Origin of the sequence: Flavobacterium cellulosilyticum (assembly GCF_004349355.1) — a bacterium.
Taxonomy (GTDB): Bacteria; Bacteroidota; Bacteroidia; order Flavobacteriales; family Flavobacteriaceae; genus Flavobacterium; species Flavobacterium cellulosilyticum.
This window is the reverse complement of record NZ_SMFK01000003.1, coordinates 53,527-80,451: the sequence shown is the minus strand read 5'-3', so window position 1 is coordinate 80,451 and position 26,925 is coordinate 53,527. Positions and strand designations below refer to the sequence as shown.

The following is a 26,925-nucleotide window of genomic DNA, read 5'->3' as shown; positions in this document are numbered from 1 at the left end:
AAATAATAAAATGTTTCAAAAAAAACACCTCTTTCTTCTTTTATTTCTTGTGGGAATCCTTTCCGCACAGGAAACCTATAAGAAAGAAACAACCACTTTCCAGCCTACAATCGAATCATCTAGACCTTGGGTATATTGGTATTGGATGAAAAGTGCGTATTCTAAAGTAGGTATAACAGCCGATTTGGAAGCGATGAAACAAGCCGGAATTGGAGGTGCTTTTTTGATGACTATTAAAGGCCCGGATAATCCACCATTAATCGATCCTCCAGTGTTACAGTTGAGTCCAGAATTTTGGGATTTGGTACATTGGGCATTTACAGAAGCAGATAGATTGGGCGTGAAAATCGCTTTTCATCCTGCTGATGGTTTTGCCGTTGCAGGGGGTCCTTGGATTACCCCCGAAATGTCGATGCAAAAAGTAGTTTGGGCGGATACAATTGTAAATGGGAATAGCATTAAAACCTTGAAATTAGAAGTTCCAAAACATTACAAAGACTATTATAAAGACATTGCGACTTTTGCCATTCCGATAAAGGAAAACTTTACTACATCCGATAAAAATCATCCAAAAATCACTTCTACTTTAGCGAATTTTGATGCTTCATTTTTGAGTAATGGTAAAAAAGAAGGCGAATTTAAATTATACGAAAAAGGATGGGTGGAATATGAGTTCGATAAACCTTTTTTGTGTAAATCCATTCAAATCGAAACCAAAGGAAATAACTATCAAGCACATCGTTTAATTGTTGAAGTTAGTGATGATGGCATGAATTTTAAAAGCTTGGGCCGATTAACAACGCCACGTCAAGGATGGCAAGATACAGATGCCTTTTATACCCACAGCATTGTCCCAACAAAAGCAAAATATTTCCGGTTTATATATGATCCCGAAGGAACAGAACCCGGCGCAGAAGATTTGGATCCAGCCAAATGGAATCAAGGCTTGAAAGTGGCTAAAATCTATTTATCGAATGAAGCGCTGATTGATAACTACCAAGGAAAATCGGGAGCAATTTGGCGTTTGAGTCCACAAACTTCTGCTGAAAAAATTTCTAATAGTGATTGCGTTGAATCTTCAAAAATGATAAATGTTTCTGAATTTGTTGATAAAAATGGCGTTCTGAATTGGAAAGAACCTTCTGCAGGAAATTGGCGAATTATTCGTTTTGGACACACGTCAACGGGTCATGAAAATGCAACTGGTGGAGCAGGAAAAGGATTAGAAGTTGATAAATTTAATACCGAAGCGATTCGTTTTCAGTTAGACCATTGGTTTGGAGAAATGTTACGAATAGCAGGTCCTGAATTGGCTTCGAAGGTGGTGAAAATTCTGCATATGGATAGCTGGGAATGTGGTAGCCAAAACTGGTCTTCTGTTTTTAGAGATGAATTCAAAAATCGTAGAGGCTATGATATCGTTGATTATTTACCAGTCATGGCGGGAATTCCGATTGATAATATAGAAACTTCTGAAAAGGTTTTATATGATGTTCGAAAAACAATTTCAGAACTAGTTGCGGATAACTTTTTTGGAACTTTGGCAGATATTGCTAAAAAGGCTAATGTAAAATTCAGTTCTGAAAATGTTGCTCCAACGATGATGAGCGATGGCTTGTTGCATTTTAAATATGTGGATTATCCAAGTGGTGAATTTTGGCTTAAAAGTCCTACTCATGATAAACCAAACGATATGTTGGACGCCATTTCAGGTGGACATATTTATGGGAAAGATATTATACAGGCAGAAGCTTTTACCGAATTAAGAATGGATTGGGACGAACATCCGGGGAATCTAAAAACTTTGGCCGATAGAAATTACGCCTTGGGAATCAACCGATTTTTCTATCATGTTTTTGTACATAATCCATGGATTGATAGAAAACCAGGTATGACTTTGGATGGTATTGGAACTTTTTTTCAACGCGATCAAACGTGGTGGAAACCAGGAAAAGCCTTTTTTGATTATTGCCAAAGAGTACAATTTCAGTTGCAAAAAGGAAAACCAGTAACGGATTTGGCGGTTTTTATTGGAGAAGATTTGCCGTCACGGTCGGTACTTCCAGATCGATTATTGCCCTTTATTCCAAATGTTTTTGGTGAAGCACGTATTGAATCTGAAAAAGCACGTTTGGCCAATGAAGGACAACCTTCCGCAAGAATGCCTAAAGAAGTGAAATATTCAAAAAACAGCACCGATTTATCCGAATGGATTAATGCTATGAATGGTTATCAGTATGATTCTTTTAACTCGGATGTGTTTCTGAATACCGCTAAGGTTGTCAACGGAAAAGTAGTTTTCGCTGATGGAACTTCTTATGGTGCGTTACTATTTCCGGGAAGTCATAAAATGGCACCAAATAAAATGATTTCATTGGCTGTAGCCAAAAAAATCTTGGACTTAGTAAAAGAAGGAGCGACTGTATTTATTGATGAAAATCCAACTATTCAACCGGGAATTCATTCGAAAGAAGATGAAAAAGAATGGCGAAAAGTAGTGAATGAAATTTGGAATATTTCCAATGAAAATTCAAGGAATATTGGAAAAGGAAGACTGATAAAATTACCTTATTTGGGAACTGATTTTAACGAGATTGGAATTCAACAAGATGTGTTTTTTCCAAAATTAAACAGAGCTGATTCAGAAAAGATAGCTTGGACACATCGCAAATCAGAAACGGAGGATATTTATTTTATTTCGAATCAAAAAGAAGGAAAAAGACAATTCGAAGCTTCGTTTAGAGTGATTGGAAAAACACCAGAATGGTACAACCCTGTGACCGACAAAACTTCGGCTTTACCCAATTGGAAAGAAGAAAACGGGCGTACGATTGTTCCTGTTTCGTTGGTAGAAAACGAATCGGGTTTTGTGATTTTTAAAGAGAAATCGAAAGCTGTAGCAAAAGAGAATCAAAATCCATCATTTGAAATTGCGCAAACTTTAGATGAAAATTGGGAATTGCAATTCGATCCAGCTTTTCACGGCCCAAAAGAGCCGATAAAAATCGACAGATTATTTGATTGGAGCACTTCTGAAAATGATAGTATAAAATATTATTCGGGTACGGCAAGCTACACGAAGGAATTCAAATGGAAAGGAAAACGTAAAGATAAAATCTTGTTGAACTTAGGGACAATTGCTAATCTAGCTGAGGTTAGTATCAACGGAAAAGACTGTGGAACCCTTTGGACATTTCCGTATCAATTGGATATTTCGGATGCTCTTAAAAAAGGAAAAAATACAATTAGAATAAAAATCACGAACACTTGGGCAAACCGCTTAATGGGTGACGAAAAGTTACCAAAAGAAGAACGGTTGACTTGGACAACGGCTCCTTTTAGATTGGAAGGAAATCCATTACTGAAAGCGGGATTGTTGGGTCCAGTAACAATTATTAAAGAAAAAAAAGAAAAAAAATGAAAAGATTAAAATACATTATTGCCATTGTAATGATTCTAGGAATGACTCAAGCCAATGCAAAAATCAAATTACCCGCTTTGTTTTCGGATGATATGATGTTGCAACAACAATCGAATGCGCCCATTTGGGGTTGGGCTGATAAAAATGATAAACTCACGATTACTACTTCTTGGGATTCGAAAAAGTATGAGGTAAAAGCTAATAATGAGGGAAAATGGAACTTAAATGTAAAAACACCTGCAGCAGGAGGACCTTTTACCATCGAAGTAAAACAAGCAAATGAAACTATTGTCATTAAAAACGTATTGATAGGTGAAGTTTGGCTGTGTTCAGGACAATCGAACATGGAAATGCCGTTAAGTGGTTTTCAAGGACAACCTGTCAAAAATGGAAACGAAGTTATTGTACGTTCCACGAATGCAAACATTCGATTAATCACGGTTCCGAGAGCGACTGTTATAGAAACCAAAGATGATTTTGAAGGTAAATGGGAAATGGCTTCACCCAAATCGACTTCAAATTTTAGCGCAACCGCTTGGTATTTTGGATCACTTTTGCAAGAAGTTTTAAACGTTCCTGTTGGTTTAATTCATGTTTCTTATGGGGGTTCGAGTATGGAAGCTTGGATGAATCAGGAAATGTTGCAAGATTTTACGAGTGCTAAAATTCCAACTACGAAAGAAGACATTGCTAAAGATCCTAATCGCGTGCCAACGACTTTATTTAATGGTATGTTGTCACCTATTATTGGTTACGGAATCAAAGGTTGTATTTGGTATCAAGGCGAATCGAATTATGAAAGAGCTTCGGAATATTCAGCTTTAATGCAAAAAATGGTAAGCAGTTGGAGGGGGTTGTGGAAGCAAGGTGATTTTCCTTTTTATTATGCACAAATTGCTCCTTTCAATTATGCACAATTTCATCCAAAAGACAATTTAGAGAAATACAATTCGGCTTATTTGAGAGAAGCACAATTGAAAGCATCGACTCGAATTCCCAATTCTGGAATAGCTGTTTTAATGGATATCGGCGAAGAAAATAGCATCCATCCTACAGATAAAGAAAAAGGAGGTAACCGATTGGCTTTTCAAGCTTTAGCAAAAACCTACGGAATAGAAGGCTTTGAATATGATAGTCCAGTCTTTAAAGGCATGGAAGTTGATGGTAGCTCGGTGACTGTTTCCTTTGATAATGTTTCGAACGGAATTACAGCTTACGATAAGGAAGTAACCGGTTTTGAATTGGCAGGAGCTGACAAAGTATTCTATCCTGCTAAAGCCGTGGTTCGTAGGAAATCAGTGGTTTTGACTTCGGATAAAGTGGCTAAACCAGTTGCGGTTCGCTATTTGTTTAAGGATTTTGCAAAAGCCGAATTGTTTAGTGGTGGCGGTTTGCCCGTTTCGTCTTTTAGAACGGATGAGTGGTAATATAGATTTCCTGCAAGGTTTTTTTAACCTTGTAGGTATGTATTAAAAGATATTGGACACAATTTTGTCATTCCGTAGGAATCTCCGTAACGTGAATAATTAACGTAAGATTCCTACGGAATGACAAACGAGACTTAAAAATTAAATGAAAAAAATAACAGTTTTCTTTTTTCTAATTAGTACGTTTTTAATGAAAGCGCAAATTCCTGTGCTCGATAATTACAACCCAATTTGGAATACACAAAGTAACAATTCATCAGAATCAATGCCTCTGGGTGGTGGCGATATTGGTGCGAATGTGTGGGTAGAAAAAGGCGATTTGTATTTCTATTTTTCTCGTTCTGGAACTTTCGATGAACACAATACTTTACTTAAATTAGGAAGAATAAAAGTGAGTTTGACACCAAATCCGTTTCAAGATAATAATGGCTTTAATCAGGAATTAGTATTGAAAGATGGTTACATTACAATCGCTCAAAATAACACTAAAATCAAATTATGGGTCGATGTTTTCAAACCTGTAATTCATCTAGATTTGGAAAGCAAAACCCCATTAAAAATGACTGCTTCTTACGAAAGTTGGCGTTATAAAAATAGAGATTCCAAAGGGAAAGCGAATAACGCTAATTCCTATAAATGGGCTCCTCAAGGCGAAATTGTGACATTCCAAGATTCAATTGCATTTGAAAATAACGGAGTCAAATTTTATCATAGAAATCGCGAACAAACGGTTTTTGATGTGGTTGTCAAACAACAAAAAATGGAATCGGTAAAAGACCAAATGATGAATCCTTTGGCAAACCTCACTTTCGGTGGATTTATGATGGGAGATAATTTGAAACCAGACGGAACATATTTGGAAAGCTATCAAAATACCGATTTTAAAGGTTTCCGACTTTCAAGTCGTAAACCTATGAAAAAGCAATCTTTAGAGCTTCATTTATATACCAATCAATCTAGTATTAAAGAGTGGAATTCCGGGCTGAAAAATCAGGTTTCGAATTATAAAAAGCAATCCAAAAAAGCAGAGAAAAAGACTCAAATTTGGTGGAATGATTTCTGGAATCGGAGTTTTATTTATACACAAAAGAACCATTCAACAGCCAAAGATTCGGTCTATCAAATTGGACAGAATTATCAATTGTTTCGCTATATGTTAGGATGTAATGCTTATGGAAAATACCCAACAAAATTCAACGGTGGATTATTTACTGTCGACCCTGTTTTTACCAATCCTGATTTGAATTTTACACCCGATTTTAGGAATTGGGGAGGTGGAACGATGACAGCTCAAAACCAAAGGTTGGTTTATTTTCCAATGGTGAAAAGTGGTGATTTTGATATGATGAAATCGCAAATCGACTATTATTTGAGTTTGCAAAAAAATGCCGAATTGCGTTCTCAAGTCTATTGGAAACACGGCGGAGCAGCTTTTACAGAGCAATTGGAAAATTTTGGTTTGCCCAATCCAGCGGAATACGAGTGGAAACGCCCTGCCGATTATGATCCCGGAATGGAATTCAACGCTTGGTTGGAATACGAATGGGACACGGTGTTTGAGTTTTGCCAAATGATGTTGCAACAGAAAGAATATGCGAATGAAAACATTGAAAAATACAATTCGTTTATTATTAGTTGTCTTCGGTTTTTTGACGAACATTATAACTTTTTAGCCAAACAAAGAGGTCGAAAAGCATTGGATGGAAACGGGCATTTAATTCTCTATCCCGGTTCTGGTGCGGAAACTTATAAAATGGCGTATAATGCCAATAGCACCATATCTGCTTTGACGGTAATTTCCGAAAAGCTTTTAAACCTTTCTGAAAAAGAATTGTCCAAAGAAGAAATAGATTATTTGAAAGGATTTCAAACCAGAATTCCTCCTTTGAATTACCGTGTAATCGATAACAATAAAACATTGGCTCCAGCCAAATCTTGGGAACGCATCAATAATACCGAAGTGCCACAATTGTATTCGGTTTATCCTTGGGGAATTCACGGTATTGGAAAACCTGATTTGCAAACGGCTATAAATACTTGGAAATACGATACCGATGCGATAAAATTCAGAAGTCATGTAGGGTGGAAACAAGACAATATTTTTGCAGCTCGATCGGGTTTAACTAATGAAGCAGCCAAATACAATTTATTAAAAATGGCCAATTCTGAACGAAGATTTCCAGCCTTTTGGGGACCAGGATTTGATTGGGTTCCAGACCACAATTGGGGAGGAAGTGGAATGATTGGAATGCAGGAAATGCTATTACAAGAAGCCAATGGGAAAATATATCTTTTTCCGGCATGGCCAGTAGCTTGGAATGTGCATTTTAAATTGCATGCAACACATAATACGACAGTAGAAGCAGAACTTGTTAATGGTGAATTGAAAGTTTTACAAGTAATTCCTGAAGAAAGAAAAAAGGATATAATTAATCTGCTGAATAAATCAGTAGAAGATAAAATAAATTTGAATTAAAATAGTATGATGAAGAGAGTAGTAAGTTGTTTGGTAGTATCCACCTTGTTTGCACTAAGTGGCCAAGCACAAACCGTAAAAAACGAATCAAACAAGCAAATTGTAAAAGTCGATTTTGATTTTGCTGGAAGAAGACTTGATGAAGTACATGATTCTAATTATGAATCGTGGGTAATAAAGGAACAAAAAGAATCCGAAAAATCATTTAATGGACTAACTATGAAATTAAAGGGAAACTTTAATTCCAATTGGTATAAACTTGGCATGAGCGCTCCTTTTTACAGTAGGTTAGGAAGCGATGGATTGGTTACCAACGAAAATTTAGAGTTCACTATCACTGGATTAAAAGAGGGAACACATACGCTGTTAACCTATCATAATGCCTTTGATGTAATTAGAGAAAAGACTTTTTCTCCAATAAAAATTTATGTAAATGGAAAATTAGTGGAGACCATTAATGCGAGTCAAAGAGCCAGTGACCGAATTGATGTAGCAATGGCTTATCTTACTTTCGCAGTAGACAAGTCTGAGCAAACTAAAATCCGTTTTGAGATTGATGCCAACTCAAATCCAACTATTGTAAATCAAATTGTAATAAATGGGTTCGAGATAGATACTCCTAATTTAATGAATCAAGCGCGTTCGCCTTTTCCTAAAAGTGGCGATGAACATGTTGAAGTAGATAAGAAATTAGAGTTAACATGGGATGCTTCAAAAAATGCTGTAGCGCATCAAGTGTATTATGGTGAAAATGAAAAAGAGGTGGCTGCAGCCAATGAAAATTCTACGGCGTACAAAGGGAAATTGACACAAAACAAATACGCTGTTTCCAATTTATATAGCGGTTCGACTTATTATTGGAGAGTAGATGCCATTGACAATAAAGGAACAGTGACTCCAGGGAATATTTGGTCTTTTAGACCAGCACAGTTGGCTTTCATTGGTGCCGAAGGATATGGTCGGTATGCAATAGGAGGTCGTGGCGGAAAAGTTCTTGAAGTGACTAATTTAAATGATGATGGACCGGGAAGTTTACGTGATGCAGTGGACCAAGAAATTGGACCAAAAACCATTGTTTTTAATGTGTCAGGAAAAATTGAACTCAAATCGAGGTTGGTTATCAATCAACCTAATATCACTGTTGCAGGTCAAACGGCACCGGGAGAGGGAATTACGATTAGTAGAGCGCCGATTGGATTGACAGGTAACGACGGAATTGTTCGGTTTTTGAAAGTGAGAATTGGTGGCGGAACTACTTATGACGGAATGGGATTGACAGGTGCCAACTTCAGTATTATTGATCACTGTTCCATCAGTTGGACAATAGACGAATCTTTCAGTTCACGTGGCGCCCATCATATTAGTTTACAACGTACTTTAATTTCAGAAGCGTTGAATGTAGCGGGTCATGATAAATACCCAGCAGGACAGATGCATGGGTATGCAGCTACTATTGGAGGTGATATTGGAAGTTTTCATCACAATTTATTAGCACACAACGAAGGGAGAAACTGGAGTATGGGTGGCGGTCTAAATGGCGATGGTTATTATTCAGGACGTTTGGATATTCGAAATAATGTGGTGTACAATTGGGGACACCGTTCCACAGATGGTGGTGCTAGTGAAGTGAATTTTGTAAATAATTATTACAAACCGGGCGCTGCTACTAGAATATTTTTTGCATTAAATGCACAAATAGAAGGCGTAGGTAAAGGGAAACAACAATACTATTTTGTTGGTAACGTAATGCCAGGTTATTTTGATGAAAAAAATCAAGAGAAAGGAAGAACTTTCAAGATAACTAATAATGCTGTTGTCGATTATGACATCTATTTAAATAAACCTTTTTTCGAATCGAAAGTGACGACTCAAACGGCTAAAGGAGCATATAAAAATGTACTTTCGGATGTAGGAGCTAATCAACCGTTTCTTGATAAACACGACGTTAGAATGATTGATGAAACTCTAAAAGGAACTTATAGTTATAAAGGTAGTAAAAGCGGTTTGCCGGGACTCATAGATAATGAGCAAGATGCTGGGGGATGGCCAGAATTTAAAAACGAAAAACGATCTGCAGACTGGGATACGGATCATGATGGATTGCCGAATTGGTGGGAAACTGCAAAAGGCTTAAATCCAAATTCAAAATCAGGAGATTTTTCAGAGGCTAATTTAGATTCAGACAAAGATGGATTTACCCAATTGGATGACTATTTAGGATGGATGGCAGAACCTCATTATTTTATTAATTCAGGCGATACATTAGAATTGAATGCATTAGATTTTTTCAAAGGATATGAGAAAAAACCAGTCTATACTTTTTCGGATGAAACGAATGGTTCACTTACGTTAAAAGGAAATAAAGTCCAATTCAATTCAGACAAAAAAGGATTTGCAACTTTTACACTTACAGTAAAAGATGCTGATGGTGATTCAATGAGCCGTATTATAAACGTGTTTGTAAAATAATAAAGATTATTTATCCCTGTCAGGGTTTTGAACCCTGACAGGGATTCAAATTAATAAGATTTAATATAAAAATATCAAAATGAAAAAACAGTTCATACTATTGTCTACGATACTTTTTTCTACTGTTTTTGTTGCGCAAAACAAAGGATTAGTTGCAAATACGAACAGCCCCTATTCTAAATTACAAAGTGTGAATTTGCAGGATGTAAAATGGACGAATGGTTTTTGGAAAGAACAGTATGATGTAGAAACAAAAAACACTTTACCATACATGTGGAATTTGTATCACAATGATTCCATTACGCACGCTACTAAAAATTTTGAAATTGCGGCTGGAATGATGAAAGGGAAATTCAGCGGACCTTCTTTTCAAGATGGCGATTTTTATAAAGTTTTCGAAGCCATGGCTGCAACTTATGCTGTAACCAAGGATGAAAAACTGAACAAACAAATGGATGAAGCCATTGCATTATTTGCCAAAGCGCAACGAAAAGATGGTTACTTGCATACTCCTGTTCTTATTGATGAACGTTGGGGAACATTAGGACCGGAAGAAGTAAAAAAACAATTGGGCTTCGAGAAATACAACATGGGACATTTGATGACGGCGGCTTGCATTCATTATCGTGCTACGGGAAAAACGAATTTCTTAACTATTGCCAAAGGAGTTGCTGATTTCTTGTATGATTTTTATAAAAAAGCATCACCTGATTTGGCTCGTAATGCCATTTGCCCTTCGCATTATATGGGAATTGTCGAAATGTATCGTACCACAAAAGATCCTCGTTATCTGGAATTAGCTAATAATTTGATTGATATTAGAGGAACCACCAATGATGGAACTGATGACAACCAAGACAGAATTCCATTTAGAAAACAGACTACAGCAATGGGTCACGCTGTAAGAGCCAATTATTTGTATGCAGGAGTTGCCGATTTGTATGCTGAAACCGGAGAGAAAAAATTATTAGATAATTTAGAATCTATTTGGAATGATGTGGCGTATCGCAAAATGTACATCACAGGAGCTTGTGGCGCTTTGTATGATGGAGTGTCACCAGATGGTACTTCGTATAATCCAAATGATGTTCAAAAAATCCACCAAGCTTATGGGAGGCCTTTTCAATTGCCTAATGCAACAGCTCATACTGAAACCTGTGCTAATATTGGAAATGTGTTATGGAATTGGAGAATGTTGCAACTAACTGCAGATGCCAAATATGCTGATATAGTTGAGTTGGCCTTGTATAATAGTGTGCTTTCAGGAATTAACTTAGAAGGCGATAAATTTTGTTATAACAATCCGCTGAATGTTTCTAACGATTTGCCTTTTCACCAAAGATGGGGCAATGAACGTGAAGGGTATATTACCTTTTCAAATTGTTGCGCACCTAATGTGACTAGAACGATTGCTGAGGTGAGTAACTACGCTTATAGTTTTTCAAAAGAAGGAGTTTATGTAAATTTGTATGGAAGCAATAACTTGAATTCTACTACCGAAGCTGGAGAGAAAATCGAAGTAGAACAGCAAACGAATTATCCTTGGGATGGGAAAATTAATTTGAAAGTAGTAAAAGCTCCAAAAAATGATTATTCCTTTTTCTTGCGCATTCCAGGCTGGAGCCAAGGAGCTGATGTTAGCATTAACGGAAAGAAAGTACCAACTGCAATAGTTTCGGGTTCTTACCTTCAACTGAATCAAAAATGGAAAAAAGGAGATGTAATTGAATTGAATATTCCAATGCCAGTTGAGTTAATGCAAGCCAATCCGTTAGTAGAAGAAGCAAAAAATCAAGTGGCAGTAAAACGCGGACCTCTAGTATATTGTTTAGAATCTAATAAATTGCCTGCCAATATTAGTGTGAATGATGTTGTGTTGAATGTTAATTCTAAGTTTTCAACCAATTTTATACAAATCGATAACAGAAACATTTTGAGTATTGATGCGAATGCTGCAGTCAATCAAGATACATCTTGGGACAAAAAATTATACAAGCCATTTTCGACAAACAATACAAAAGAATATACGATCAAATTTATTCCTTATTTTGCTTGGGGAAATCAGGGTAAAGGGGAAATGACTGTTTGGATGTCACACTAAAGATGTCCTAAATAAAAAATGATGTTTTGATTCTTTCTTCCTAGGAAATATTAATTTTTTCTGGAAGTTTTGTCTCGATTTCCCGTTATCTAAAATATCTAGAAGAAAAGTAGGTATGCTACTCTTTTTTTATGTTTTCTTTTAATTTAGATTACATTATTTTTATTGCTTCTTAGTAATAATAAAATTTTCATTTCCAGTGGATTATGATATTAAGGATAGGGTCAATTTTGTTTTTTTAATCTCTTTATATATAATAATGTTCTCTTTTTATTTTTATTGATATCACTTTTTTATTCGAATATTATTATCATAAATATATTTTTCAGGACAGTACAGGATGGTAGGGCTGTTTGAAAAGCATAAATTTGAAATTATAATAAATAGTATTTTTCAATTTTAACAATTCAACCTGGATTGTTAAATAGAGAAAGATGTTTGTTATTTTATTTACAATTAATAACCAAACCAAATTAAAATTTTATGAAACAAACATTTAAAAAGAGATGCGTTTTTCTTTTGTTTGCGCTGATGAGTATACTAGGGTATGCTCAAACTTCTGACGGTCAAATATTAGTAACAGGTACAGTAGAAGATAATTCTGGAGTACCTTTACCAGGTGTAAACGTAACTGAAAAGTCATCTAAGAACACCGTCGTTACTGATTTCAATGGAAAATATGTAATCAGATTAAAAACAGGAGCTACATTAGTTTTTTCTTATATAGGAATGAAAAAAAGAGAAGTACCTGTAGGAGGAAAGACTTCAATGAATATTGTTTTAGAGGATGATGCGAATCAATTGGAACAAGTTGTCGTTGTTGGTTATGGTACTCAAAAGAGAGAACGTCTTACTGGAGCTATTGTAACAATAGATCCTGAAAAAATTCAAGATTTGCCAGTGTCTAATTTAGCGGAGGCATTAAGAGGTCAAATCCCTGGTTTATCAGTTGGTGGATTCGGAACTAGACGTCCTGGGGAATCGGCATCATTAGAAATTCGTCAAAACTTTAGTTTTTCTAAAGATGGAGGTTCAAGTATTCCATTAATTGTAATTGATGACATGGTTCAAGTTGATCCAATAAATGGAAAACCAACATTAGATGCATTTAATCGTCTTGATCCATCTGAAATTGAAAGTATTACCGTTTTAAAAGATGGTTCTGCAGCGATATATGGTTCTCGTGCATCTCAAGGTGCGATTGTTGTAAAAACAAAAAGAGGAAAAGCAGGAGTAACAAAGTTTTCGTATTATAGTCAATTTGCTATAAATGATGCAGTGAGTCATGCTAAAACGACAAGCGCTTATGAAGATGGTATTTATAACAATAGAATACAGGAAGCATTTGGTGACAATCCAGCTACAAGTAGTAAATTTTATTCTCCTCAAGAATTAGAGGAAATGAAAACATTAAATTATGATTGGTTAAAAAAAGCATGGAAACCAGCTGAACAGCAAAAACACTCCCTTACTGTAAGTGGAGGTAATGATAAGGCTACTTACTTTGCTGGTGTAACTTATTTTACACAAGGGGCTAATCTTGGCGATCAAGATTACAAAAAATGGAATTTCAGAACTGGAGTGAATGCAAAAGTAACCAATGATTTAGATTTGTCTGTTTCTGTTTCTGGAAATTCAGGAGATATCGAAAAGTCTTTTACAAAATCGAGTAGTAGTATTAGAAATGGATTTGCCAGTGCGTCAACTAATGCAGAACAGGCTGATTACGGATTTTTGCTACATATGCCAAGATATGTTCCAATTACCACAATGGTAAATGGTAAAGAGTATTATATGTCACCTTTTCATCGTACAGACCGAAATTTAGGAGGTAATCAGGACACCAATTCTTCTATAGCGGGATGGAACTATTTTGCACTTCAAAATAGTGGTTCAAAGCAAATTGATTCTGATTTCTCCTACAATGTCAATGCATCTTTAAGTTATAAAGTGCCTTTTGTTAAAGGGTTGTCTCTAAGAGGAGCCTACGCTAGAAGTCAGAGTTCTTCTTATACAGAGCAAGTAGCATTGCCGTTTACATTAGCAAGAATCACAAATTTTACTAGTGCAGGTCATCACCTTGCCAGTGAAGCCATGGATTCAAATTACAATATAAAAGATAATACAAAACAATCTAGAGTTGTTTATGATAATTCTGGTAGTAAAAGTGTTCAAGCCAACTTTTTTGTTAATTATTCAAGATCTTTTGGAGATCATGATATTGATGCCATGTTTTCTGTTGAGCGATCTGAATCAAATTTTGATTTTGTTCGCTTGTATTATGAAAACCCAGGAAAAGATTATTTGGGGACTTATGCAACTGCAGGGACTTTAACAACAAATTCCTATAATCAAAAAGGGGAATCAGGTACTCTTTCACGATTGGGACGTTTGAATTATAGTTATAAAGACAGGTACTTAGTACAATTCATTTTCAGACAAGATGCTTCTACAAAATTTGCTCCTGAAAACTATTGGGGCAGTTTTCCAGGACTTCAACTGGGTTGGATCGCATCTAAAGAGGAGTGGTTTCAAAAAGCCTTACCGGCAGTTGATTTCTTAAAATTCCGTTATTCTATTGGTAAAACAGGTAATGATAACATCAATCCGTGGAGATGGGTAAACTATTATGATGTGATTACTGATAAAGGAGCGCAATTTGGTAGTGCTGGAGGAACTCTAGGAAGTGCTTTAGCGCCAAGAGTAAATCCTAATAGAAATGTAGGTTGGGATACGCATATTAAAAACAATTATGGTATTGATTTTAATGTTCTAAATAATAGATTACAAGTATCTGCTGATTATTATTTTGATAGAGGAACTAAAATGTTAGTTACTTCTGCTGGTCAAGTTGATGTGCCGATTTCAGTAGGTGGTGGTTATGCAGAAGAAAACATTGCTGCTGTTGATTCTTGGGGTACAGAGTTTTCTGTTAAATGGAGTGATAGAATTAAAGAAAATTTTAGTTACAACGTAGGGATTAACTTTGGGTTGTTTGCTGGAAATGAGGTTAAAGCTTATCCTGATGGACCATTACAACATCCATCATATAATGATACAAGAACAGGATCTACAACTATTACTCCGTCATGGGGATTCAAAACATGGAATGAAACCTCTACAGGAGATGGTATTTTACGTACGGATGCAGATGTTCAGAACTACTGGAATTATTTAACTGCAAATGCTGCAGCTTCAGGAGTTGCAGGAGCAGTGCCAAACTTTTTAGGACAAACCAATATTTCTGGAGTCAAAAAAGGAATGTTAGCGTATCAAGATATAGCTGGAGCATTTAATGCTACAAATGGTACTCAATCAGGAGCTGATGGTAGAATTGATAAAAATTTAGACTATGCAGCCATAGGTAAAAGCATAAGATCTTATGGGTTTACTACTAATTTAGGAATGAAATACCAATCTGTTTTTTTAAGAACTCAAATAGGTACTTCTTGGGGAGGATCTCGTAGTATAGATGTTGTTGATCAATATACTAGTACTAATGATGCTTTTTGGAGTCGTGAATCTTTTTGGACAGACATGTATGGTTTTGATAATTTAAATGGTAAGTACCCTAATCTTGCACACAGAGATAATTTATCGCCTCCATCTGATTTTTGGCAAATAAACACATTTCGTTGTAATGTTAGAAACTTAACAGTTGGTTTTGATTTTCCACAGGAATTCTTATCTCAATTAAAAATATCAAAAGCAAGTTTAGGAGTAACGGGTAATAATCTTTGGGATCTTTATAACCCTTTTCCAGATAAGTATCGTAATATGTATGATAATTCCCTTTCTGGATATCCTACTCTTAGATCTTGGACGGTTAATTTAAACATCTCATTCTAATTTAAATAAAACGCTAATTATGAAAACAAAGATTAATATATATATAACTTTAGCACTTTTGTTAGTTTTAGGTGCTTCTTGTAGTGACGACTTCTTACAAGAAAAGAAAAACTATGGTCTGTATGACGAAACCTTTTGGCAAAATCCACAACGTGTAGATTGGTATATCAATAAATTATACTATAATTATTTTGTGGGTTATACCAATCCAACGCAAACCGTTGTAGGAGTTTATAATTCTGATCAATTTAGATTGACAGAAGAAATTGGAGGAACTCAAAATTTGATCAATCCAAATATTAGTTATACAAATGCTACAGATGTTCCAACAGGTTATTATGGAACGAAATTAGAAAATAAAGTAAAAAACGAGCCTTATCATAGAATTAGAGATTGTAACACGCTATTAGAAGATATTGATAGCAAAGGATCTACTCTTGATCAAGTGTATCGCAATCGTGCCAAAGGACAAATGTATTATTTACGTGCTATTCAGTATTTTGATTTAATGCGTACTTATGGTGGTGTGCCAATTGTAACAACAGTTGAAGCAGCAAGTTCAACGGATATATCAACGCAACTTCCTAGAGCCAGCGTTACTGAAGTAGTAGCACAAATTGTAAAAGATTTGGATATGGCTGCAAGTTTGTTACCAGGACAATGGGATGCGCCAAATTATGGTCGTTTTACTAGAGGAGCTGCTTTAGCTCAAAAATCACGTGTATTGTTAACGTATGCAAGCCCACTTTTTAATAAAAACTGGGATACTTCAAATGATCGTTGGGATGCCGCTTTAGCAGCTGGATTAGCTGCCGAAACGCAATTAACGGCAGATGGATTCGGATTATTTGGTAGTACAGCCAAAGATTGGCAAAGTATGTTTTTAGTGGATAATGCTTTTTGTAAAGAAGCAATTACAGTACAGTTTTTAGGAGCTGGTTTTGGTAATACTATTGTCAATAACGGATGGGAGAAAAGTCTTCGTTTAGTTAGTCAAGGTGGTGGAGGAGCACTTAAAGCTCCAAAAGAAATGATTGATTTATTTCCGATGGCAGATGGTTCAAAACCTACAGCTTTAAATAACTATGATCCATTTCTTTTCTTTAAAGGTCGTGATCCTAGATTTTATAGAACATTTGCTTTTACAGGAGCTAAATGGAGTTACAAAGAAAATGCAGCTTCTACAGTTTGGTCTTACCGTTGGAACAGTGCTCCAAATACAGGAACTTCAAGGTATAGCGATAATAACCAAGAAACAAGTCCCGTATTTGTACGTAAAATGTCAAACCCTGCAGCTAGTAATGCAGCTTATGAGTACTCAGGTACTGATATTTTTGAGTTCCGCTATGCTGAGTTGTTGTTGAATATTGCGGAATGTTATGCTGCAAAAGGAGATATACCAAATACGATTGCTTATATTGGAAAAGTTAGAAACCGTGTTGGAATTCCAGCTGCAAATAATTATGGATTAGGTTCTTTAGCAGATAAATATGCAGCAATAAATGCCGCTATTTATGAGCGAAGAATTGAATTAGCCTATGAAGGAAAACGTTTTTGGGATGTACAACGTTGGATGCTTTACAGTGACGAAGCTGTTGCAGGAACAACTAATAATACGTGTCAGAAACTAGGATTAACTCCTATTAATGGTACACAACGTACAGGATTTTATTTAAGATATAAAGTATCAAATAGTACTACTATAGACCCTTTAGCTGTACAACGTGCTTCTATTTCTGTAGATCCTGATGCAAGTAATTTTGCTGCTCAAGTACTGGCTTTGTCGAATTTATATACTACTAATTTTGAAATTGAATCTTTGGATACAGCTATGGATAATGTTAATGGTACTGCTGTTAAAATCAAATTCAGACCTAATTATTATATTATGGGATTGAATACTGGAGTTTTAAATCAAAATACTTGGTTGAAACAAACAGTTGGATGGAAAGATGCTGCTGGAGGTGAGGGAACATACAATTATCAAGAGTAGATTTATTTTTGATAATACAATAATTAGAGTTTTTTAAATTCTAAAAAATGAATACCTATAAGAATTATTAACTTCTTCACCTGTATTGTAACTATACAGGTGATTTAGTTATACAATGCCACAAAAATTAAAAAATTTATGAAAAATTCGATTTTATTACTTTCGGCCGTATGCCTTTTTGCAACATCCAAGTCTTTTGCACAGTACCCGAAAATAAGTGCTGAAGTTCAAGCAGAATCAAAAGCTATTATGGATGAAGCAAGCAGACTTTCTGATGAAGCATGGCAAAAGGCAAGTGTAATTATTGAACAAGAAGAGAAACAGGGAAAGCCTTATATCCCTTGGGCATCTAGACCTAATGATTTACCACAAGCAGAAATACCTGCTTTTCCAGGAGCTGAAGGAGGAGGTATGTTTACTTATGGAGGTCGAGGTGGAAATGTTTATACCGTTACTAGTTTAGAAGATAGAGGACCTGGTACTTTGCGTGAAGCATGTGAAAAAGGAGGAGCAAGAATTATTGTTTTTAATGTTTCTGGAATCATAAGATTAAAAAGTCAGTTGAGCATACGTGCTCCATATGTTACTATTGCAGGACAAACGGCTCCTGGAGACGGTATATGTATTGCAGGCGAATCATTTTGGATCGATACCCACGATGTTATTATTCGTCATATGCGTTTTCGTAGAGGCGAAACTTTTGTAGGTCGTAGAGATGATGCAATTGGTGGTAATCCGGTTGGAAATATAATGATAGATCATGTATCTGCAACTTGGGGATTAGATGAAAACATGTCCATGTACAGACATATGTATAGTCCGGGTGCAAATTATCCTGACGAAAAGAAGCCTACTGTTAATATTACCATTCAAAACAGTTTATTCGGAGAAGCTTTAGATACTTACAATCATGCATTTGGTAGTACTTTAGGAGGTGAAAATTGTGCTTTCATTAGGAATATGTGGGCAAACAATGCAGGTAGAAACCCATCTATTGGGTGGAATGGAATTTTCAATTTTGTTAACAATGTTATTTTTAATTGGTATAATAGATCAACTGATGGAGGGGATTATACAGCCAATTATAATATTATAAATAATTATTATAAGCCAGGACCGGTAACTAATTTAACTGAGCCTATTAGCTATAGAATTTTGAAACCAGAGTCAGGAAGAAGCAAATTGCCTTATATGGTATTTGGAAGAGCTTTTGTTGACGGAAATGTGATTAATAATAACGCAAAAGTGAGTAAAGATAACTGGGACGGTGGTGTTCAAATCGAAAATAAAAAAGGCGAATTGATGACTTATGACGAAGCAAAACCATTTTTTGACAAAATGAAGAGCAACAAACCATTTCCAATGCCTTGGTTTAATAAAATTATGACTGCTCAAGATTCGTACGATTTTGTGCTTAAAAATGTGGGAGCAACTTTACCAATAAGAGATAAGGTTGACGAAAGAATTGTAAGAACTGTAAAAACAGGTGTTCCTGAATATGCCAAAGGTTTAGAGTCAAAAACATTTTATCAGTTTGAACACAGACGTTTGCCTGCCGATTCTTATAAAATGGGTATCATAACCGATATTTCTCAAGTAGGTGGTTATCCAGAATATAAAGGAAAACCTTATTTAGATTCTGATAATGATGGTATGCCGGATAAATGGGAGAAAAAATATGGTTTAAATCCTAAAGATCCTACTGATGCCAAATTGGATTTAAACAGCGATGGATATTCTAATATTGAAGAATATATTAATGGTGTCGATCCAACTAAGAAAGTAGATTGGAAAGACTTAAGTAACAATCATGAAACACTAATTAATCCTTTAATGAATTAATTTTAATTCCTCTTTTTTTTAAAAGCATTCTTATTTCAAGATTTATATATGGAATAAGAATGCTTTTTTAAAAAATATAAAATAACTAAAAACAACTCACATGTCAATAAAGAAATTAAGTTTAAGCTTATTGCTGTTCGTGTTTGCACTATGCAAAATAAGTGCACAACAATATATTGATCCCGAATATATAAAAGTAACCAATGAGCGTGCAGCAAAAATTGTGGCTGAATTAAAATTATCGGATTCCGAAAAAGAGAATGCAGTTACTAATATTATCGCACAACAATATAGAGATTTAAGTCAAATTCAGGATGAAAGGGATCTTAAAATTGAAGAAGTAAAAAGTGGTACTTTATCAAAGGAAAAGAAAAATAAAAAAATTGATAAATTAAAAACTAAAGCAGATAGATCAATTGGTAAATTACATAAATCGTATCTTAAAAAATTAGGATCACAATTAAATGATGAAAAGATAACAGCAGTAAAGGACGGAATGACATATGGTGTTGTAGAAATAACGTATACTGGATATCAAGATATGTTGCCTAACTTAACTCCAGCCCAAAAAAAATACATTTATGATAACTTGGTTGAAGCCAGAGAACTTGCTATGGATGGTGGAACTTCCAAAGAAAAGCACGCTTGGTTTGGTAAATACAAAGGGAGAATCAATAATTATTTATCGGCTCAAGGTTATGATTTAAATAAAGAAAGTACGGATTGGCATAAACGTTTAGAAGAACGTGAAAAGAATAAATCGAAAGAATAAATTCCTTTAAAACAAACGAATAACCATAAACTTATCAAATTATTGTTATGAAAAATATTTTTCAAAAATCAATTTCCAAGACTTCTTTTATGATTCTGGCTGCCTGTACTTTTTTTTCGTCAGCTTATGCCCAATATCCAGTAATACCAGATGAACTGCAGGCCAAAACTGATGCTGTTTTAGCAAAAGAAGAAGTACGTTTGGCTAAAATCTGGTCCGATAATGAAGCCATTATAAATGCAGAAGCCAAACAAGGAAAACCTTATTTGCCTTGGGCTGCTTACCCTAAAGATCTTGTTCAAGTCGCTATTCCGGCATTTCCTGGAGCTGAAGGTGGAGGTGCTTTTACCCAAGGTGGTCGAGGTGGGAAAATATATGTCGTGACTAGTTTGGAAGATAGTGGAAGAGGAAGTTTTAGAGAAGCTTGTGAAGCTGTAGGAGCTAGAACTATCGTTTTTAATGTTTCGGGTATTATTCGATTAAAAAACCGTATCAGCATGCGAGCACCTTATGTTACTATTGCTGGACAAACAGCACCTGGTGACGGCATTTGTATCGCAGGAGAAACCTTGTGTATAGATACTCACGATGTGATCATAAGACACATGCGTTTCCGTAGAGGAGCAACCGATGTGACTCGAAGGGATGATGCTTTGGGTGGAAACCCAATCGGTAATATTATGATAGATCACTGCTCGGTAAGTTGGGGGCTGGATGAAAATATATCTATGTACAGACACCAATTTCAACCAAATGACAAATCAAAATTAGAAAAATTACCAACGGTAAATATTACTATTCAAAATACCATTTCATCTGAAGGTTTAGATACCTACAATCATTCTTTCGGAAGTACAATAGGAGGATTAAATAGTACTTTTATGCGTAATTTATGGGCCGATAATATTTCCAGAAGTGCTTCTATAGGGATGTTCGGAGATTTTAATTTTGTAAATAATGTTATATTCAATTGGTGGAACCGTTCTTTAGATGGAGGTGATTACCGATCTATGTTTAATGTCATCAATAATTATTACAAACCAGGACCAATTACTCCAGATGACAAACCCATTCGTTATAGAATCCTAAAACCAGAATCAGGGTATATGGTACCAAAAACCTTTGGTAGAGCATATGTTAACGGAAATTATATTGACGGAGTACCTGAAGTTACAGCAGACAATTGGAATGGTGGCGTACAAATTGAAGACCTTTCTTTTGAAGAAAGTAAAAAATATTTTGATTATATCAAACAATCTAAACCCTTCACGATGCCAAATATCACCATTATGAAGGCTGAAGAAGCTTATGAATTTGTGTTGAATAATGTAGGGGCAACTTTACCTATGCGAGATGCCGTGGATGAACGCATTATCAAACAAGTACGTACCGGAAAAATCGATGTAAAAGATGGTTTAGAAAACACTATTGGAAAAGAATTTATTAAAAGAAGATTGCCTGCAGATTCGTACAAAAAAGGAATTATAACCAATCCAAATCAAGTGGGTGGTTATCCTGAATATAAAGGGAAAGCCTATAAAGATTCAGATAATGATGGTATTTCAGATGCTTGGGAGAAAAAATATGGTTTAAATCCTAATGACGCTTCGGATGCTAATAAAGATTTGAATGGTGACGGTTATACTAATATTGAAAAATATATTAACGGTATTGACCCCACTAAAAAAGTTGATTGGACAAAAATGGATAACAATACAGATACATTGGCCAAATCTAAAGGATTATTGCAATAATGATTTCTATCAAAATTAAATTAACTTGTTAAAAACCACTTTAACGTGAATTTAAATGCACACAAAAATAGAATAATTACAAAACAGGATTTACTATTTATGTCCTGTTTTGTTTTGTTTTTTTGCTTCAAAAATAGTTTTGCACAAACTGCATTTCCAGATATTATAAAAAACAAAAACGGTACAATTTCTTGTACAGCTGATAGCAAAGGAAACCAAATTCCTGATTTTTCGTATGCGGGATATAGGGCTTCTGAGATAGCCATTCCAAATGTGGAGAATAAAATATTTGTTCCAAAACAAGATAGTGATGCTACTCAAAAGATACAAGCTGCTATTGATTATGTAAGTAGCCTTAAACCAAATAAATCAGGTTTTAGAGGTGCGGTATTATTAGACAATGGAACTTTTAAATTAAATGGAACTTTATACATCAAAACAACGGGAGTTGTATTAAGAGGAAGCGGAAATTCGGAAAACGGAACCCTACTTTTAGGAACAGGTATCAAACGGGAATCGGTGATTCGAGTTGTAGGAATTAATGATATTAAATACGGAGAGACTTTTGAATTAAACACTTCATACAGTCCACTAGGGACACAGAAAATTCAATTAAAAAATGCTTCAAAATTAAAAACTTCTGACGAAATTGTTATTACAAAACCTTTAACCGATAATTGGATAAAGGAGTTGAAAATGGATGATTTTGGTGGTGAAACCGGTTGGATTGGTTGGAAAAGTAAAGATTGGGATATTCGTTGGAATCGAGTAGTAACTAAAGTGAACGGAAATGAAGTGACTTTAAACGCACCTCTAACAATGGCTTTAGATGCCGTTTACGGTGAAACAAAAGTGACCGCTTATACTTGGTCAGGAAGAATCGAACAAATTGGAATCGAAAATTTGTTGATGAAATCGACTTATAATGTTTCTAATCTAAAAGACGAAGAACACAGATGGCTTGGAATCAGTATCGAAAATGCGAAAGATGTTTGGGTACGACAAGTTAATTTCAAGCATTTTGCAGGTGGTGCAATCTCAGTATTAAAGTCGGCTCAACAAATCACTGTTGAAGATTGTATGGCTACGGAACCTATTTCGGAAATAGCTTCTTTTAGAAGACATACTTTTTATACTGAAGGACAACAAACTTTATTTCAACGTTGTTATTCGGAATACGGATACCACGATTTTGCTGTTGGCGGATACGGAACTACAGGACCCAATGCTTTTGTACAATGTGAATCTTTTATGCCATACAGTAATAATGGTGCTATTGGAAGTTGGGCAACAGGTGTTTTATTTGATATTGCTTATGTTGACGGACAAGCGTTAAGTTATAACAACAGAGAACAAACAGGAAGAGGAGCAGGCTGGACGGCTGCAAATAGTGTGATTTGGGAAACATCGGCATCAAAAATAGAATGTTACAATCCGCCAACAGCTCAAAACTGGGCGTTTGGTACTTGGGGAGGAATTATGGCTGGAGATGGTCATTGGAAAGACGTAAACAATCACATTACACCTAGAAGTTTGTTCTACGCACAGTTGGGAAATCGATTCGAAAAATTGCCTTTAAATCCTTATATCTATGATTTGGGATCAGAACCTTCTTCGAGTCCTACGGTTGATGTAGCACAAGAATTAACAAAAAATGCAGTTGCTCCAAAAGAAAGTTTAGTAGAATGGATTACTGAGGTTTCAAAATTAAATCCAATAGATACAGATTCTAAAGGAATTAAAAGTGCGAATGATTTAAAAATCTTTGCAACTGAAAGCATTAATAATAAATCTAAAGTAACGACTAGGAACGGTTGGCTTACTTTTGATGGAAAATTAATTGCAGGAAAACAAACCAATGTAATGTGGTGGAGAGGAAGTCTTAGAGATAGTGATGTTTCTAAATCGTCGCCTCATCTGACACGATTTGTTCCTGGACAAAGAGGGACAGGCTTAACGGATAATATCAATGAAGTGGTTGATTATTTGAGTGCCAATAATACCATTGCATTAGAACATAATTATGGCTTATGGTACGAACGTCGCATGGACGATCACGAACGTGTACGCCGAATTGATGCCGATGTTTGGCCACCGTTTTACGAGCAACCTTTTGCGAGAAGCGGAAAAGAATTGGCTTGGGATCAATTGAGTAAATATGATTTGACCAAATTCAACGATTGGTACTGGGATCGTTTGGCTCGTTTTGCAACTTTGGCTGAGCCAAAGGGACAATTACTAATCAACCAGCAATATTTTCAACACAATATCATCGAAGCTGGAGCGCATTGGTCAAGTTCACCTTGGCGTTCAGCCAATAATATCAATACAACAGGTTTTCCTGAGCCGCCACCTTATGCTGGCGACAAACGTATTTTTATGGCAGAACAGTTTTATGACATTACGAATCCCGTTCGACGAAAATTACACCAAGGATTTATCCGTAAATCATTCGAAAATTTCCAAGACAACAGCAATGTCATTCAATTAACCAGTGCCGAATATACAGGTCCACTACATTTTACACAGTTTTGGTTAGACGAAGCGCAAAAATGGAAAGACGAAACTGGTAAAAAAAGTATTATCGGTTTGAGTGCGACCAAAGACGTTCAAGATGCAATTTTGAATGATGCAAAAAGGGCGAAAACAGTTGATGCTATTGATATTCGTTATTGGTATTACAAAGAGGATGGAACGGTTTATGCTCCTGAAGGCGGAAAAAATCTAGCACCCCGTCAGCATGCGCGTCAAATGAAAACGGGTAAAGAAACAGATGATCAAGTGTATCGTGCTGTTAGCGAATACCGGGAAAAATATCCAAACAAAGTAATCTTGTATTCTACCGATGGTTCCTCACGATTTGGATGGGCAGCTTTAATGGGTGGTGCTTCTTTACCAACTTTACCAAAAATCGAATTACCAACTTTCTACTCATCAATTCCGATGATGAAAACAGTTTCAGGGGCTAGCTTTTCTGATCCTGTTTGGAAGCTAGAAAATAAGGGAGAAAGCTATCTTTTTTATGTAAAAAACGCGCAAGAGATTTCAATTGACTTAACGAATTACAAAGGGAATTTTGAAATGTACTCCATTAATCCATCAACAGGGAATATAACGAAAAACACAAACATTAGTGGCGGCAAAAAAGTGGTAATTCCAGTTTCTGATGTAAAAGAAAAAGTACTATTGGTAGTAAAGAAAAATTAGCCACAGATTATACGGATTACACAGATTGAATTAAAGATTATAAAATCCGTTTAATCCGTTTAATCCGTGGCATAAAAAAACATAATTCAAATCAAACTAAAAATGAATCTGAAAATTAAATATCTATACGTTTTTTGTATCTGCTTTTTGATTGCAGCTCAAAACGGCTATTCTCAAACTTCTAAAAAAGACTTGCTAAAACTAGAAGTATCAAAGAACCATCATTATTTTGTTACCGAAAATGGGAAACCATTTTTTTGGTTAGGGGATACAGCTTGGTTAACTTTTGGGAGATTAGACCGTGAAGGTGTCGTTAAATATTTTCAAAATAGAAAAGAAAAAGGATTCAATGTTGTTCAGGTGATGGTCCTTCATACTTTAAATGTGACCAATGTGTATGGCGATATGGCTTTGGTTAATGAGGATGTGTCGCAACCGTTGACAACACCTGGGAATGATTTTAATAATCCAGAAGAATATGATTATTGGGATCATGTGGATTATATTTTGGATGTAGCACAACAAAACGGAATCTATGTAGGCATGGTACCCGTTTGGGGAACCAATGTAGCAAAAGGAGACAAAGTAAGTAAAGAACAAGCTCAAAAATATGCGCAGTTTTTAGCGAATCGATATAAAAACAGAACCAATATTATTTGGTTGAATGGTGGTGATACGCACGGAAATGAGTTTATGGATATTTGGAACACGATTGGAAGTACATTAAAAACTACTAACCCAAATCAATTGGTGACTTTTCATCCTTTTGGTAGAACGGACTCATCAGAAGATTATCATAAAGCGTCTTGGTTAGATTTTAATATGTTCCAATCGGGACATCGCAGATACGATCAAGACACATTGCCAAATTCATTTAAAGAGGACAATTACAAATTTGTACATCGGGATTTTGATTTAAAACCGACTAAACCAACACTGGACGGAGAACCATCTTACGAAGGAATACCACAAGGTTTGCACGACACTTTACAACCATTATGGAAAGATAATGATGTGAGACGTTACGGATATTGGTCTGTTTTTGCAGGTGCGGCAGGTTATACTTACGGTCATAATGCCGTAATGCAAATGTTTAGAAAAGGGGATAATCCAGCTTACGGAAACAAAGTGTTTTGGTATGATGCAATCGATGCGCCAGGTGCAGGACAAATGGTCTATATCAAGAAGTTGATGTTAGAATTCCCTTATTTTGATCGTGTTCCTGATCAATCTTTGGTAGCCAACTCTGGCGAGAAATACAATTACTTAGCAGCGACAAGAGGAAAAGATTACGCTTTGATTTACACGTATAATGGTAAAAAAATTGAAGTGAATATGGGTAAAATTAATGGTAAAAAAGTAAAAGCTTGTTGGTATAATCCACGTAACGGTAAAAAAACTAAAATTGGAACTTTTGATAATAAAGGAGTTCATGAATTTCTACCTATAGGACAAAATGTTGATGGAAATGATTGGGTTTTAATTTTAACTTCAAAATAATCACTTTTTTGTCATTTCGACTAAGGAGAAATCACATCCTTGCAATCCACAATTTTTGTAGATTTTAAGTTTGATCTATCCTTCGTTAATAAAGACAATAATAACATAAATAAA

The 26,925-nt window shown here is 35.5% G+C and carries 12 protein-coding genes; all 12 read left to right on the top strand.

Annotated elements, in window-relative coordinates:
• Window positions 1-10: 10 nt before the first annotated feature.
• Window positions 11-3,421 (top strand): glycosyl hydrolase, encoded by a 3,411-nt coding sequence (locus E0F76_RS06830; RefSeq protein ID WP_132003293.1) that lies wholly within the window; start codon window positions 11-13, stop codon window positions 3,419-3,421.
• Window positions 3,418-4,848 carry a sialate O-acetylesterase gene (locus tag E0F76_RS06825; RefSeq protein WP_132003290.1) on the top strand — a complete coding sequence of 477 codons (1,431 nt, stop codon included), beginning with the start codon at window positions 3,418-3,420 and terminating at the stop codon, window positions 4,846-4,848. Before E0F76_RS06830 ends, E0F76_RS06825 begins: the two co-directional genes overlap by 4 nt.
• A gap of 145 nt (window positions 4,849-4,993) precedes the next feature.
• Window positions 4,994-7,324, top strand: a complete 2,331-nt coding sequence (locus tag E0F76_RS06820; RefSeq protein ID WP_132003287.1) for a DUF5703 domain-containing protein — start codon at window positions 4,994-4,996, stop codon at window positions 7,322-7,324.
• Window positions 7,325-7,330: 6 nt separating this feature from the next.
• The gene (locus E0F76_RS06815) at window positions 7,331-9,793 is read left to right on the top strand and encodes a T9SS C-terminal target domain-containing protein (RefSeq protein WP_132003284.1); all 2,463 of its coding nucleotides are present in this window, start codon (window positions 7,331-7,333) and stop codon (window positions 9,791-9,793) included.
• Between the two features lie 79 nt (window positions 9,794-9,872).
• On the top strand, window positions 9,873-11,894 hold the full coding sequence (locus tag E0F76_RS06810; RefSeq protein ID WP_132003281.1) for an aceric acid hydrolase: 2,022 nt from the start codon (window positions 9,873-9,875) through the stop codon (window positions 11,892-11,894).
• 483 nt (window positions 11,895-12,377) lie between these two features.
• Window positions 12,378-15,743 (top strand): SusC/RagA family TonB-linked outer membrane protein, encoded by a 3,366-nt coding sequence (locus E0F76_RS06805; RefSeq protein WP_132003278.1) that lies wholly within the window; start codon window positions 12,378-12,380, stop codon window positions 15,741-15,743.
• Between the two features lie 19 nt (window positions 15,744-15,762).
• Entirely contained in the window at window positions 15,763-17,736 is a 1,974-nt protein-coding gene (locus E0F76_RS06800) for a RagB/SusD family nutrient uptake outer membrane protein (protein WP_132003275.1), read from the top strand.
• A gap of 138 nt (window positions 17,737-17,874) precedes the next feature.
• The gene (locus tag E0F76_RS06795; protein WP_132003271.1) at window positions 17,875-19,578 is read left to right on the top strand and encodes a polysaccharide lyase; all 1,704 of its coding nucleotides are present in this window, start codon (window positions 17,875-17,877) and stop codon (window positions 19,576-19,578) included.
• 100 nt (window positions 19,579-19,678) lie between these two features.
• A complete protein-coding gene (locus E0F76_RS06790; protein WP_132003269.1) occupies window positions 19,679-20,350 on the top strand; it encodes a DUF3826 domain-containing protein in 672 nt (223 codons plus the stop codon).
• Between the two features lie 47 nt (window positions 20,351-20,397).
• Complete coding sequence (locus E0F76_RS06785) at window positions 20,398-22,104, top strand: polysaccharide lyase (RefSeq protein WP_132003266.1); 1,707 nt, start codon at window positions 20,398-20,400, stop codon at window positions 22,102-22,104.
• Window positions 22,105-22,149: 45 nt separating this feature from the next.
• The gene (locus tag E0F76_RS06780; RefSeq protein WP_246021999.1) at window positions 22,150-25,311 is read left to right on the top strand and encodes a DUF6298 domain-containing protein; all 3,162 of its coding nucleotides are present in this window, start codon (window positions 22,150-22,152) and stop codon (window positions 25,309-25,311) included.
• 102 nt (window positions 25,312-25,413) lie between these two features.
• Complete coding sequence (locus E0F76_RS06775; RefSeq protein WP_132003263.1) at window positions 25,414-26,811, top strand: glycoside hydrolase family 140 protein; 1,398 nt, start codon at window positions 25,414-25,416, stop codon at window positions 26,809-26,811.
• Window positions 26,812-26,925: the final 114 nt, after the last annotated feature.